Source organism: Ruegeria sp. HKCCD4884 (genome assembly GCF_013110855.1).
In the GTDB taxonomy this organism is placed as follows: Bacteria; Pseudomonadota; Alphaproteobacteria; order Rhodobacterales; family Rhodobacteraceae; genus Ruegeria.
In genome coordinates, this window is the sequence record NZ_WVRJ01000002.1 from 445,402 (window position 1) to 458,870 (window position 13,469).

The 13,469-nt window shown below is 56.9% G+C and carries 11 protein-coding genes; 8 read left to right on the forward strand and 3 right to left on the reverse strand.

Annotated features, from left to right (window positions below):
* Window positions 1–190 precede the first annotated feature (190 nt).
* The 7 genes from GS636_RS04615 to selD are packed head-to-tail and all read left to right on the forward strand — an operon-like array spanning window position 191 to window position 8,285.
* Window positions 191–3,061 (forward strand): monovalent cation/H+ antiporter subunit A, encoded by a 2,871-nt coding sequence (locus GS636_RS04615; protein WP_171668611.1) that lies wholly within the window; start codon window positions 191–193, stop codon window positions 3,059–3,061.
* Window positions 3,061–3,420 carry a Na+/H+ antiporter subunit C gene (locus tag GS636_RS04620; protein ID WP_170751150.1) on the forward strand — a complete coding sequence of 120 codons (360 nt, stop codon included), beginning with the start codon at window positions 3,061–3,063 and terminating at the stop codon, window positions 3,418–3,420. The genes GS636_RS04615 and GS636_RS04620 overlap by 1 nt, the downstream gene beginning before the upstream one ends.
* Window positions 3,417–4,961, forward strand: coding sequence for a monovalent cation/H+ antiporter subunit D (locus tag GS636_RS04625; protein WP_171668612.1), 1,545 nt, complete (start codon window positions 3,417–3,419; stop codon window positions 4,959–4,961). The genes GS636_RS04620 and GS636_RS04625 overlap by 4 nt, the downstream gene beginning before the upstream one ends.
* Window positions 4,961–5,458, forward strand: coding sequence for a Na+/H+ antiporter subunit E (locus tag GS636_RS04630; RefSeq protein ID WP_171091225.1), 498 nt, complete (start codon window positions 4,961–4,963; stop codon window positions 5,456–5,458). Before GS636_RS04625 ends, GS636_RS04630 begins: the two co-directional genes overlap by 1 nt.
* The gene (locus GS636_RS04635) at window positions 5,455–5,727 is read left to right on the forward strand and encodes a K+/H+ antiporter subunit F (RefSeq protein WP_174825372.1); all 273 of its coding nucleotides are present in this window, start codon (window positions 5,455–5,457) and stop codon (window positions 5,725–5,727) included. The genes GS636_RS04630 and GS636_RS04635 overlap by 4 nt, the downstream gene beginning before the upstream one ends.
* Before the next feature lie 7 nt (window positions 5,728–5,734).
* Window positions 5,735–6,121, forward strand: coding sequence for a Na+/H+ antiporter subunit G (locus GS636_RS04640; RefSeq protein ID WP_171091048.1), 387 nt, complete (start codon window positions 5,735–5,737; stop codon window positions 6,119–6,121).
* Window positions 6,122–6,125: 4 nt separating this feature from the next.
* Window positions 6,126–8,285, forward strand: a complete 2,160-nt coding sequence (selD, locus tag GS636_RS04645; RefSeq protein WP_171668613.1) for a selenide, water dikinase SelD — start codon at window positions 6,126–6,128, stop codon at window positions 8,283–8,285.
* Here selD and mnmH read toward each other — a convergent pair.
* Both mnmH and GS636_RS04655 read right to left on the reverse strand, forming a co-directional pair.
* Window positions 8,276–9,328 (reverse strand): tRNA 2-selenouridine(34) synthase MnmH, encoded by a 1,053-nt coding sequence (gene mnmH / locus GS636_RS04650; protein ID WP_171668614.1) that lies wholly within the window; start codon window positions 9,326–9,328, stop codon window positions 8,276–8,278. The two genes, selD and mnmH, sit on opposite strands and share 10 nt — an antisense overlap.
* Before the next feature lie 47 nt (window positions 9,329–9,375).
* Complete coding sequence (locus GS636_RS04655; protein WP_171668644.1) at window positions 9,376–10,041, reverse strand: SOS response-associated peptidase; 666 nt, start codon at window positions 10,039–10,041, stop codon at window positions 9,376–9,378.
* A gap of 54 nt (window positions 10,042–10,095) precedes the next feature.
* Between GS636_RS04655 and GS636_RS04660 the strand changes: the two genes are divergently transcribed.
* Complete coding sequence (locus tag GS636_RS04660; protein ID WP_171668615.1) at window positions 10,096–11,748, forward strand: sulfotransferase; 1,653 nt, start codon at window positions 10,096–10,098, stop codon at window positions 11,746–11,748.
* 64 nt (window positions 11,749–11,812) lie between these two features.
* On the opposite strand, the gene GS636_RS04665 is transcribed toward GS636_RS04660, so the two are convergent.
* On the reverse strand, window positions 11,813–13,396 hold the full coding sequence (locus GS636_RS04665) for a bifunctional UDP-sugar hydrolase/5'-nucleotidase (RefSeq protein ID WP_171091055.1): 1,584 nt from the start codon (window positions 13,394–13,396) through the stop codon (window positions 11,813–11,815).
* Between the last annotated feature and the right edge of the window lie 73 nt (window positions 13,397–13,469).

The following is a 13,469-nucleotide window of genomic DNA, read 5'->3' on the forward strand; positions in this document are numbered from 1 at the left end:
GCACAGATGGAGGAAAACGGAGCCCACTAAACCCCTGAACAAGATCAAGATCGCGTCATTTTTTCGCAGAGCTGCAGTATAGTTGAGTGTTTCAGTAGAATTTTGTGAAGAAGTTACAATATCTGGACAGTCAAGAAAATATCCTTACAAAATTGGCTTCATCCTGACCGCTCAGACCGGAGTATCGCACTTGTCCCTATTCCTTATCGCGGCCCTTCCTTTCCTTGGTGCTGTGTTCCCTGCTCTTCTGATCCGTGCAGGCAGAAACGCGGCTGCATCCGCAGCGGCATTGACGACGTTTCTCGCCCTGATGGGGCTTTTGATCCACATCCCTTCGGTCATGCGCGGCGAAGTTGTTACTGCACGGTTCGATTGGATTCCGGGACTTGGTTTAAACGCGAACTTTATGCTGGACGGACTAGGGTTTTTGTTTGCCCTGCTGATTTTGGGCATCGGTCTGCTGATCATCCTGTACGCGCGGTTCTACCTCTCGCGCGAAGATCCGATGGGGCAGTTCTATACCTATCTGCTGCTGTTTCAGGGCGCGATGGTCGGGATCGTTCTGTCAGACAACATCCTGCTTTTGCTTATTTTCTGGGAGCTTACGTCACTCAGCTCATTCCTGCTGATCGGCTATTGGAAACACCTGCCCGAAGGTCGCCAAGGCGCGCGTATGGCGCTGGCCGTTACGGGTGGCGGCGGGTTGGCGATGATTGCCGGGATGCTGATCCTGGGAAACATCGTGGGGTCATATGATCTGAGCGTCATTCTGCAAAACAAAGAACTGATCCAGGCTTCGCCCTACTACCTGCCCGCGCTGATCCTGATCCTGTTGGGCGCCTTCACAAAATCGGCCCAGTTCCCGTTCCATTTCTGGTTGCCGCACGCGATGGCGGCACCCACGCCGGTTTCGGCCTATCTGCACTCAGCCACAATGGTTAAAGCCGGTCTGTTTCTGATGGCGCGGATGTGGCCGGTTTTGGCCGGGACGGATGCATGGTTCTATATTGTCGCCACCACTGGTCTGGTGACCATGCTGTTGGGCGCGGTGATTGCTCTGTTCAAGGATGACTTAAAGGCGCTGCTTGCGTTTTCGACCGTTTCTCATCTGGGCCTGATCACCATGCTGCTGGGTTTTGGCACCAAGTTTGCAGCTGTCGCCGCCGTGTTTCACATCATCAACCACGCGACCTTCAAAGCCGCCCTATTCATGACCGCCGGGATCGTTGACCATGAAACCGGCACCCGTGACGTCAAGCGATTGGGCGGATTGCGGCATCTGATGCCGATCACCTTTACAATCGGCACCATCGCGGCCCTGTCGATGGCGGGCCTGCCGCCGCTAAATGGGTTCCTGTCGAAAGAGATGATGCTGGAGGAGACCGTCCACACGACATGGCTGAACTCGCATTATCTGGTGCCGGGATTGGCCTTGCTGGCATCGCTGTTTTCTGCAGCCTATTCCTTCCGTTTCGTGAGCCACGTGTTCCTCGGCCCGCAGCGCGACGACTACCCTGCGCATCCGCATGATCCACCCGTCGGTCTGTGGATTGCACCAGCCTTCCTGGTCGTGCTGGTCATTCTGATCGGCCTCTATTCGGCTGCGATCGTCGGCCCCTTGGTCGCCGTGGTGTCCAGCGCGGTGATCGGCGGAGAAAAGCTGCCCTACTACTCGCTGAAGCTGTGGCACGGTTTTGTGCCGGCACTGTACATGTCGATTGTCGCGACGCTGGGTGGCCTGTTCCTGCTGCCGATGCACAAACTCGGTGAGCAGCTATGGAACGCCCTGCCCCGCCCTGAGGCGAAGGTCATTTTCGAAGCGATCATCAACGCCTTCACCCGCCTCAGCCAATGGATCACGGATGAGCTGCACAACGGTGTCCTCAGCCGCTACGCGATCATCTTCGTCGCCTTTACCGTCGGTCTGGGCTACTACGCCTATTCGACAGGAACGATTGGCGTTGAAACACGTGTTCCGCTGCCTGCGCAGATCATCCCGATCATCGGCTGGATTTGTCTGGTTGGCGCGACCTTGGGGATCATGTGGTTCCACCGCAACCGTTTGTTGTCGCTTGTCCTGATCGGCGTCGTCGGCCTGATCGTGTCGGTCGCCTTCAACTATCTGTCTGCACCGGATCTGGCTCTGACCCAGATCTCGGTCGAGGTGGTGACAATGATCCTGCTGCTTCTGTCGCTGAACTTCCTGCCCACGGAAACGCCGTGGGACAGTTCAGCCGCACGACGGTGGCGAGATGCTGCGATTTCTGTTGTCGCGGGTATCGGGACCGGGGCGCTGATTTACGCGATCATGCTGCGGGACTTTGCCTTCCCGACAATCTCGGACTTCCATCTGGCGAATTCGTACAAGGGCGGTGGTGGCACCAACGTGGTGAACGTTATTCTGGTCGACTTCCGGGGCTTTGATACCTTTGGCGAGATCATCGTTCTGGGCATCGCGGCTCTGATCATCTTTGCCTTGACCGAAGCGGTTCTGAGCACGAATGTGCGCGGCTATCTTCTGAACCGAAAACCGCATTGGCCGCAATCGGGGGATTCTCATCCGCTGATGATGGTGGTTGCGACGCGTGTGATGATGCCCATCGCCCTGATGGTTGGCGCCTACATTTTCTTCCGGGGTCACAACCAACCCGGCGGCGGTTTCATCGCTGGTCTTGTCGTCGCAATTGCCTTTCTGATGCAATACATGGCCAGCGGATATACGTGGGCCATCGAACGACAAAGGTTCTACTATCACGGCACCATCGGCTGGGGTGTTCTGATTGCAGCCGCGACCGGCCTGGGGGCCTGGTTCAACGAACGTCCCTTCCTGACCAGCGATTTCGGTTACATCAACTGGCCACCGCTGGAAGAGTTCGAATGGGCCACGGCCATGCTGTTTGACGTGGGCGTTTTCCTCGCCGTTCTTGGGGCGGTGATGCTCGCGCTGGACAGCCTGTCGCGCTTTGCGTGGCGGCCGGGTATGGCGCAGGAATTCCCAATGGATATCAACCCACTGCGGGATGCCCCTCAAGACGAAGATAAAGAGAAGGAGCAGGCCTGATGGAAGCGCTCGTAGCCTCTGCCGTAGGCATTATGACCGCCGCCGGGATTTTCCTGATCCTGCGTCGCCGGACATTCCCAGTCATTCTTGGCCTGTCCCTGATCACCTACGCGGTGAACGTCTTCTTGTTTGCCACCGGGCGCCTCGCGCTGAATGCGCCAGCCGTTCTGAACAAATACGAAGACGTGCCCTATACCGACCCGCTGCCACAGGCGCTGGTGCTGACAGCCATCGTGATCTCGTTCGGGATGACGGCCGTGATCGTGATGATTGCCCTTTCGGCCTACCTGTCTTCAAAGGATGACCATATAGACATGAGCCCGCAGGACAGCGTGGACGCCCCGGGAGAAGACGCATGAACCACTGGATCGTTGCGCCGATCGTCCTTCCCGCGATCCTGGCCCCGTTCATCATCATGGTCCTGCGGTATCATCTGGACCTGCAGCGCATCTTCTCGGTCGCCGGTGTCATTGCCCTGCTGGGCATTGCCCTGACCATCACCGCGCAAGCGTCGGGTGGTGAAATTCTGGTCTACGAGTTGGGCAATTGGCCTGCACCTTTCGGTATTGTCATGGTGTTGGATCGGCTCTCAGCCATGATGGTTCTGCTGACCGCGCTGCTGGCCTTACCCATTGTGCTTTATGCCATAGCGTCGGGCTGGGACGAGCGCGGGAAACATTTCCACGCACTGCTCCATTTCCAGCTTATGGGCGTTTGCGGCGCCTTCCTGACCGGCGACGCGTTCAACCTGTTTGTGTTCTTCGAGGTTCTGCTGATCGCCTCATACGGTCTGATGACCCATGGCGGCGGTTCGGTTCGATTGAAATCGGGCGTGCAGTATGTGGCTTACAACCTCTTGGGCTCGACCCTGTTTCTGTTTGCCCTGGGCACGATTTATGGCGTCACCGGTACGCTGAACATGGCCGATATTGCGCTGCGTGTGGCGGAGCTTCCGGCTGAAGACACGGCTTTGCTACGGGTCGGCGCTGTGCTTTTGCTGTTGGTTTTCTGTATCAAAGCCGCAGTGTTGCCCCTGCATTTCTGGCTTCCCGCCAGTTATGCCAACGCCCCCCTACCGGTTGCCGCCCTTTTTGCGATCATGACCAAGGTCGGTGCTTACTCGATCATTCGGATGTACACGCTGGCCTTTGGACCAGAGGTTGAAGCGACCCAGGGATTGGTCGGCGATTGGCTGCAACCTGCCGCGCTTTTGACCTTGGCCGTTGGGGCCGTCGGCATATTGGGATCTCAGCACATAGCCCGCATGGTGGCATTTTGCGCCATCGCTTCGATGGGTACCCTGCTGATCGCAATCTCGCAATTCACGCCGGATGCGACGGCGGCGGCACTTTACTACGTGTTCCACTCGACGCTTGCGACTGCGCTGTTATTCCTGGTGGCGGATCTGGTGATGGAACGTCGCGGCGGTGCCATCGCACCCACAGCGCCGATGCCCCAAAGTGGCCTGATCTCGGCCCTGTTCTTTGTCGGAGCCATCGCAATGGCAGGGATGCCACCGCTTTCGGGCTTCATCGGCAAACTGCTGGTTCTGGACGCGTCCCGCGATGCATCGGATGCAACGGCGGTGTGGGCTGTTATTCTGATCGGGTCTTTTGTCACCATCGTTGGGCTGGCGCGCGCGGGAACGTTGATCTTCTGGAAAAGCCACGACACGCAGGTGGTCACCATCGAAGAGCCTGTCGAAGGCGAAGAGGTCCCAGCACCGGTCGCCCCAGAACCGCAACTCGGCCTTGCGATCACAGCCGTGTTTGGACTGGTGGCGGGTTTGATCCTGCTGACCCTGTTTGCAGGTCCGGCCCTTGAATACACAAGCAAGACCGCAGCTCAGCTGTTTGCGCCCGAAAACTACATCTCTGCCGTATTGGGAAGGGAAGAATGATGAAACTGCTCCACCGGATCTTTCCGCACCCTCATCTGACTTTCTTGCTGACGCTCGTCTGGGTGCTGCTGGCCAATAACGGGTCTTTGAACTCTTTGGTGTTTGGTCTGATTTTGGGGATCATCATCCCCTTTATTACGCAGCCCTACTGGCCGGATCGTCCCAAGCTGCGCAATTGGCCGATGGTGGCAGAGTACATGCTGGTCGTGCTTTGGGACATTGTGATTGCAAACATCACCGTTGCCCGAATTATCCTGTTCAAACGCGATGCCGACCGCCAACCCAACTGGGTCTGTGTCCCGTTGGAACTGCGCACGCCAGAGGCGATCACCGTTCTGGCGGGCACCATAACCATGACCCCAGGCACCGTAAGCTGCGATCTGTCGGCGCAAGGGCATAACCTTTTGGTGCATTGTCTTGACGCCCCCAACCCCGAAGAGGTGCGCGATCAGATCAAGCAGCGTTACGAGCGCAGGTTGAAGGAGATTTTCGAATGATTTTGGAATATGCCATCTTGTTTGCCTTTGCCTGTTTCGGAGCTGCCATCATGATGTGCCTTTGGCGGATCATCACCGCAGACGGCGTTGGCACCCGCGTTCTTGCGCTGGATACGATGGTGATCAACACCATCGCCCTGATGATCCTCTATGGTCTGGATCAGGGCACCGAAATCTTTTTCGAAGCTGCCATGATCATTGCCATGCTCGGCTTCGTCTCAACCGTGGCTTACGCGCGCTTCATGTTGCGCGGCAACATTATCGAGTGAGGGCGGCATGACATTACTTGTCGAAATTCTGATCGCCGTTTTCCTGATCATGTCGGGCATTTTCGGTTTTGTCGGTTCCTTCGGCATGATCAAGCTAAAGGACCCTATGTCCCGGCTGCACGCGCCGACAAAGGCGACGACGTTGGGCGTGGGCGGTGTGCTTCTGGCCTCGATCACGCATTCCGTCCTGCTGGAAGGCAAACTGTCATTGCATGAGCTTCTGATCACGCTTTTCTTGTTTCTGACAGCACCGATCACGGCCCTGTTCATTGCCAAATGGCACATTCATCGTCATGAAAAGCCCAGCGATTTGCCGGATGCGGGTGAGGATGAGCTTTGGGCCACCCACGCGGTCGAGCAGGTCGAAGACGTCCCGGACCATAGCGCGAATTAACCCAATGCACTCACCTCCGCTGCCTTTAACCCGCGATCTGGTTCTTGTTGGCGGAGGTCACACCCACGCGTTGCTTTTGCGGAAATGGGGGATGAACCCCCTGCCCGGGGCACGGGTGACAGTGATCAACCCCGGCCCAACTGCGCCATATTCCGGGATGCTACCCGGATTTGTCGCCGGACATTACGATCGCCGGGAATTGGACATTGACCTGGTGAAACTCGCGCGCTTCGCAGGCGCTCGTGTTATTCTGGGTGCGGTTGAGGGGATCGATACCGACGCACATCAGGTGCATGTTCCCGGACACCCGCCGGTCGGGTTTGATGTGGCGTCAGTCAATGTCGGGATCACTTCGGACATGCCCGCTCTACCGGGCTTTGCCGAACATGCCATTCCAGCCAAACCTCTGGGCGGATTTGCTGCGCGGTGGGCTGACTATCTTGATCACGATGGCCCTGCGTCAGTCGCGGTGATCGGCGGGGGCGTTGCCGGGGCCGAATTGGTCATGGCCATGGCCCATGCTCTCAAAGCAAAGGGGCGCGCGGCGCGGATAACGCTGATCGATAATGCCTCGATCCTGACGGCCACCAAACCCAAGGCGGCGGCCACGATCCGCCGCGCCATGCAGGATCTGGGTGTGGACGTCATCGAAAACGCAGTGATCACCCGGATCGACGCGGATCACGTGGAACTGAAGGACGGCCGCGCAATACCTGCAGATTTCGTCACCGGAGCCGCCGGGGCGCGCCCTTATGACTGGATCGCACATACCGGGCTGGATCTGCAGGACGGGTACATCCGGGTGAACGGCCATCTTCAATCCAGCGACCCCGCTGTTTTTGCAGCCGGAGATTGCGCCCACCTGTCGGATAATCCGCGCCCCAAGGCAGGCGTTTACGCGGTGCGCGAAGCGCCCGTTCTTTTTGATAATCTGCGTGCCGCGCTGGGGGCGGGACGGATTCGCAGGTATGTCCCGCAGAAGGATTACCTCAAACTGATTTCTTTGGGCGGCAAATCCGCGCTTGGTGAACGTTTGGGGACATCCTTCAGCGGTCCGATCATGTGGAAATGGAAGAACCACATCGACCAAACCTTCATGAACAGGTTTCGAAACCTGCCGCAGATGAAGCCTCCAACATTACCACGCGACCGGGCCTTTGGGCTGGATGAGTCGCTGGGGGAAAAACCCATGTGCGGAGGGTGCGGCGCAAAGGTCGGGCGCGACGCGTTGCAGACCGCTCTGAAATCGCAACCCGCCCCGACCCGCTCGGACATTACCCCCCTGCCCGGCGATGATGCGGCTTTGTTACAGACGGGTGGCGTTCAGCAGGTCATGACCTCGGATCACCTGCGGGCTTTCACCAATGATCCCGCCCTTATGGCACGCATTGCTGCTGTGCACGCGTTGGGGGATATCTGGGCCATGGGAGCTACGCCTCAGGCCGCAACGGCAACGATCATCCTGCCTCGTATGTCCGCCAGTCTTCAAGGCCGCACCATGGCAGAAATCATGGCAGTCGCGGGCAAGGTGATGAAAGAGGCCGGGGCCGAAATTGTGGGTGGGCACAGTTCCATGGGCGACGAGATGACCATCGGCTTTACGATAACCGGCCTTTGTGAAACGCCTCCTGTAACATTGGCGGGTGGGCAACCGGGGGACCGTCTGATCCTGACCAAGCCCTTGGGCAGCGGCGTTATGATGGCTGCGGAAATGGCCGGTCTAGCCAACGGAGCCTGGGTCGCAGCGGCCTATCAGCAGATGACCCAACCGCAGGGAGAGGCGGCACGTATTCTGGCCAAAGCCCATGCGATGACGGATGTGACCGGGTTTGGATTAGCCGGACACCTGCAAGGTATCTGCGACGCCTCAGGCTGCGGTGCCGTGCTTGATCTGGACGCGATTGAGGTGATGGATGGTGCGCTGGAGCTGTCTGAACAAGGTATGCGGTCAACGATCTTTGCCGACAACCGGGCTATTGCCATTGGCCTGCCCGCCGAAGGCAAAGCCGCTTTGTTGTTCGATCCGCAAACGGCTGGTGGTTTGCTGGCGGCTGTCGATGCGGCAGCGGCCGATGCACTGATTCAGGACTTGAAGGCCGCAGGGTACCCCGCCGTAATCATTGGTGAATTGACTGATACTCCGGGCATGCGCCTTCAAAGCTGATCCAACAGGCTTTCGATTTGAGACGCTGCCGTTGCAAGGCCGTCATCGTCCAATGTCGCAATGTTGATGTTGGCCAGCACCTCTGCGGACCGCGACCGCCGTGATTTGGTGTAGGCCGGATCATAGTGCTGTTCCATCAACGCCTGTGTCAGCGCGTGTTTTTCATCCGCATCGATCAGGTGCATCCACCCATCGACAACGTCATGTCCGCGATGAAAACGCAGCGGAGAAAGCCGATCCCGCAAACGATCACTGTCAGACAGGATGTCGTCATAGGCCCTCACCAAATAGGCGGCGCGCGCTTCCATCGGTGCTGTGATTTGCACCCTGGGGGCCGCGCATAGCGCGGTCCAAAGGCTGGGCGGCAGGATTAGACTGCCGATTTTCGAAGATTCCGCTTCGACCACAACAGGGCGCGCTGGATTCATTGCGCACAGCGCGCTGGACAATGCCGATTCAAACGCCTTTTGCGCGGGCTGTCCGCCTGGCCTTTCCCCCAGTAAAGATCCCCGGTGATTGGCCAATGCCTCAAGGTCCAGAACCTGAACGCCACGCCTTTGTAACAGAGCCAACAGATCCGTCTTGGCCGTTCCAGTATAGCCATCCAGGGCGATCAATCGATGCGGTAGAGGATCGTCGTACAAATACGCATTCACCAACCGGCGGTACGTGCGATAGCCGCCTTCGACCACGTCAGCGCGCCAACCGATTTGCTGCAACATCCAGGTGAACGATCCCGAACGCTGGCCACCACGCCAGCAATAGACCAATGGTCTCCAACTACCCTCGTGATGGCTGAGATGCTGCTCGATGTGGTTGGCCGCATTGCGGAACACAAGCGCGGCCCCCAGTTTGCGCGCCAAAAACGGGCTTTCCTGAACATAGATGGTTCCGACGCGCGCCCGTTCCTCATTATTCAGAACCGGCAAGTTGATCGCACCCGGCAAATGATCCTCGGCATACTCGGCCGGGCTGCGCACGTCGATAACCGTATCAAAGTTATGCGCGTAAAGCTTGGTCAGATCAGGGAAATTCAAAGCCATACCAGTGGTCTAGCTTGCCGAGTTTCGAAAGAAAAGGTCATGCGCCCTTAGCCGTCGAAAGGTTCAATCAGTTCGGGTCCGCTGGCCCGGTTGGAATTCACCGCCGGGTCGACGCGGTGGTAGGCCAGCACGCCCTCGTCACCCGGCTGCATCAACCGTGCGGCCCCTTTTCCCGACTCGCCCAGCCACAATGGCCAGTCTTCCGGCTCAAGGATCAAGGGCATCCGGTGGTGTATTGTCTTAAGGTTTTCATTTGCACCTGTGGTCACGATAGCGCAGGTGCCTTGTCGGCTTTCCTGTGGTCCCCAATCCTGCCAGACGCCCGCGAAGGCAATCGGGGCTCCATCCTTGCGATGGATGTACCACGGCAGTCGGGTGCCCTGATCGGTTTTCGTCCATTCGTAGAACCCGGTGGCCGCGATCAGGCAGCGGCGCGACCGGCAGGCTTCACGAAAGGCTGGTTTTTCCGCCAAAGTCTCGGACCGCGCATTGATCAACAGCGGGCCAGCCGTTTCAGATTTGTACCAGTGTGGCAGAAATCCCCAACGCAACCCGTCCAGATGGCGGCCTGTTTCACCGCTGCGCACCACATGTACCTGATTTGTCGGACAAACATTAAAGTTTGGAACTGCTGGCAGCGTATTTGCCGGTCGTGCGGAAAACAGCTGCGCCATGGCGTCATTCGGAAGAGTTATTGCAAACCGTCCACACATGGGTAATGAACCATCGATACATTCTTGATACAGGCGCAGGATCTTACGGGTCACATGAAAAACCAAACGACTCAATCCCTCAAGAGCAAAGCGATTTCCCTTCTGGAAGCAGAAAAGTTGCCACAGGCTTTGAAAAAGGCGCAGCTGGGCGTCAAGAAATTCCCCAAGGACTCGGACTTTCACGCCATCGCCGGTTTTGTTCTGACCGAGATGAAACAATACAAGAAATCCATTCCGCATTTCGTCGAAGCCTCGCGGATGAAACCGGATGATCCGCAATTCGTGGAAAACCTCGCCAACGCTCTGATGCAGATCGGCCAGTTTCCCAAAGCGCTGGAATACACCGAACAAAAATTGGAACAGTTCCCCAACAACAAGGAACTGAACCGAGTTCTGGATGAGATACACCTCAAAGGTACATCGTGGCGTTCGATCATTGAACACGCAACCAACAAGCTGGCCAATGACCCCGACAATGCTGATTTGTTGACCAAGCGGGCCCGAGCCTATTCCAAGATTGGATTTGTCGATGAAAACTCCCGTGATATTGCGCGTGCCTATGAACTGGACCCGAACAATATTAAGATCTCCTTCCAGAAATCCGTAAATCTGCACCAAAGCGGCGATAAAGAAGCATCTACCGAGATTCTGCACCGTATCCTTGAGGAAAATCCTGAGCACGCCCCGACATTGCTGCAATTGTCGACAATGGTCGGCAAGGAGGATGCGGTGAACCTGATGGACGCAGTTGAGATCGCTATCGCCAGTAACGAGAACGTGCTGGTGGAGCTTGAGTTCGCCAAAGCGCATCTGATTTCCCAAACCGATGGTCTTGACGCGGCGCTGTCGCAATTTGCTTACGCCAATGCGATTCAGCACGACGGCAATCCATATAACTTTGCTGCAGAAGAGAAAAAACTTCGCAATATCACAAGCCTGTTCCCGCTCGGCGACGACATTCAAACCTCTGACAACAACGATTCACCGGTACCGATCTTTGTACTTGGGCAGCCGCGGTCTGGTACCACACTGATGGAAATGATGCTTAGTTCTGCGCCACATATTGCTGGGTGTGGCGAGTTAATGCTGGGCGCGGACTTATCCCAAGACTTCGAGAACGGTAAAAACGCTTTCACCGCCGCGAAGGCAACCGAATTTGCGCAGGAATTCCGTAAGCTAATGCCGCCAATCCCCGCGGATTCGGTCGCCTTTGTCGACAAGATGCCCCACAATTTTCAGCGAGTGGGGTTCCTGCTGGCCGCGTTCCCAAATGCCAAGATAATCAACATGCTGCGAGATCCCCGCGATGTCGGCTTGTCCAAGTGGATTCGCCGCTTTCCTGCAGGTGGGATGCGTTATGCGTCAAATCTGCGGTCGATTGCTCATTCGGCGAACTTGTACCGCCAGTACATGGCGCATTGGCAGTCCGTGTTTGGCGAAAACATCCTGACCATTCCTTATGAGAAGCTGGTGGCCGACCCGGAGACCTACAGCAAACAGGTCGCCGCGTTTTGCGGCATTGAATGGAGCGAGGCCATGATGCGACCCGAGCAAAACACCAAACAGGTCAGAACAGCTAGCATCGATCAGGTTCGCAACAAAATTTCAACCAAATCCATTGGTGGATGGCAGAGCGTCTCCGAACATTTGCGCCCTATGCTGGACGACTTGGACCCATCGCTTTGGCCGGAATACGATTTCAGCTGACAGGCCGTGAAACAGAAAAAGCCGCATCACCCGGATGCGGCTTTCTTGTTTCAGGTGGCAGAATTTACTTCTGCTTGATACGCCCGTCCAGATAGGGCTGATACGGCGCGTTTTCCGCCAGATATTCGGCTGTGACATCGGCCAGATCAGGGCCGAAATCATAGGCATTCTTGTCGTCACCTTCGAACATCGAATACCCGTCACCGCCATTGCGAACATAGTTGTTGGTCACAACGAGATAGGTCTTGTTCGGATCAATCGGAACAAATCCGTCACCTTCGGCTACCATGACCTCACTGATGCGGCCTTCGTTCGGGGCCACGCTAGGATCCCAGGTAAAGCTCAGGCCCGCAACTTGCGGAAAGCGGCCTTTTACCTCTTCAACCTGGCTGACGCCATTTTCCAACGCGTCGATGACGGTCTGACCGGTGATCTCAAAAGTGGAAAGCGTGTTCTGGAACGGCAGAACCGTCAGCACTTCACCCATGGTTACGTCACCTTCGTCGATAGACGCACGCAGGCCGCCTGAGTTGGCGATCGCAATCTGCGCGCCCTGATCGGCAACACGGGCCAGCATCGCATCGGCCACAAGGTTACCCATTTCACATTCCTGCACACGGCAGATCGACCTGTCGCCCTGAATTGCTGCGCCTGAGTTTGCAACAACGCGTTGCTTCATCTCTTCAATCGGCGCGCCCATTTCGGCCACGCGGGCTGCGATATCCGCGTCAGGCGTGACAGAGGCATCCAGAAGAATGGGTTCGCCCTCGGCTGCAATCAGATTGCCGTCATCGTCAAAGGTCAGGGTGATCTCGCCCAGGTATTTTGAATATGCGTAAGCCTGAACCACCGGCACGTCACCAACCATCATTGGATACGACCCGGCCGCGCCCTCCTGCGTGTTCGACAACAGCGTGTGCGAATGACCACCGACCACCAGATCGAGGCCCGGAACCTGCGCTGCGATCTCAAGATCCTTGGCCAGACCCACATGGTTCAAGGCGATGATGATGTTGACGCCTTCATCCTGCAGTGCCGCCACATCCGCCTTCAGGCTTTCGATCTCGTCCTGAAACACAACGTCCTTGCCGGGGCTGGACGTCTCAACCGTATCCGTAGCGAGCGCCGAGATGATACCGACTTTCTGGCCGCCGATATCAAGCACAACATGGTTTTCAACCTTGCCGTTCAGCTCGGCCGACGATGACAGGTCCAGATTGCCTGAAATCACCGGGAAGCTGACCGTTTCAATGAACGACGCCAAGCCTTCAGGGCCGTCGTCGAATTCGTGGTTCCCCACGGCCATGACGTCATAGCCGATCGCTTCCATAAACTCGGCTTCTGCTGCGCCCTTGTAAGTGGTGTAGAACAACGACCCTTGGAAAGGATCGCCCGCGTCCAGCAGCAGAACATTCTGATCCGCCAGCGCATCACGGCGGGAATCAACGATCGTCTTAAGGCGCGCAACCCCGCCAAAACATTTGCCTTCCGCTTCATCCTCAGCGTCGCAAGTTGAATCGTATTTATTGATCGACTCGATGCGGCTGTGAATGTCGTTGGTGTGCAGAATGGTTAACTTGTATTCGGCCGCCGCCATACCGGCAGTGAGGCCAAGAATTGCAGCAGACGCCAAGAATCGGGTCAACATACTGAATCTCCCTGTTTATATTTTCAAAGATCGTGCGCTTATGGAGAGCGAGAGTCAAAGAGGAAATCCAGCT

What these genes read in the sequence shown, in the direction of transcription:
- GS636_RS04660 (WP_171668615.1), top strand. Translation starts at nt 10,096, where the DNA reads ATGAAAAACCAAACGACTCAATCCCTCAAGAGCAAAGCGATTTCCCTT.
- GS636_RS04635 (WP_174825372.1), top strand. Translation starts at nt 5,455, where the DNA reads ATGATTTTGGAATATGCCATCTTGTTTGCCTTTGCCTGTTTCGGAGCT.
- GS636_RS04630 (WP_171091225.1), top strand. Translation starts at nt 4,961, where the DNA reads ATGAAACTGCTCCACCGGATCTTTCCGCACCCTCATCTGACTTTCTTG.
- GS636_RS04625 (WP_171668612.1), top strand. Translation starts at nt 3,417, where the DNA reads ATGAACCACTGGATCGTTGCGCCGATCGTCCTTCCCGCGATCCTGGCC.
- GS636_RS04640 (WP_171091048.1), top strand. Translation starts at nt 5,735, where the DNA reads ATGACATTACTTGTCGAAATTCTGATCGCCGTTTTCCTGATCATGTCG.
- GS636_RS04620 (WP_170751150.1), top strand. Translation starts at nt 3,061, where the DNA reads ATGGAAGCGCTCGTAGCCTCTGCCGTAGGCATTATGACCGCCGCCGGG.
- mnmH (WP_171668614.1), bottom strand. Translation starts at nt 9,328, where the DNA reads ATGGCTTTGAATTTCCCTGATCTGACCAAGCTTTACGCGCATAACTTT.
- GS636_RS04655 (WP_171668644.1), bottom strand. Translation starts at nt 10,041, where the DNA reads ATGTGTGGACGGTTTGCAATAACTCTTCCGAATGACGCCATGGCGCAG.
- selD (WP_171668613.1), top strand. Translation starts at nt 6,126, where the DNA reads ATGCACTCACCTCCGCTGCCTTTAACCCGCGATCTGGTTCTTGTTGGC.
- GS636_RS04665 (WP_171091055.1), bottom strand. Translation starts at nt 13,396, where the DNA reads ATGTTGACCCGATTCTTGGCGTCTGCTGCAATTCTTGGCCTCACTGCC.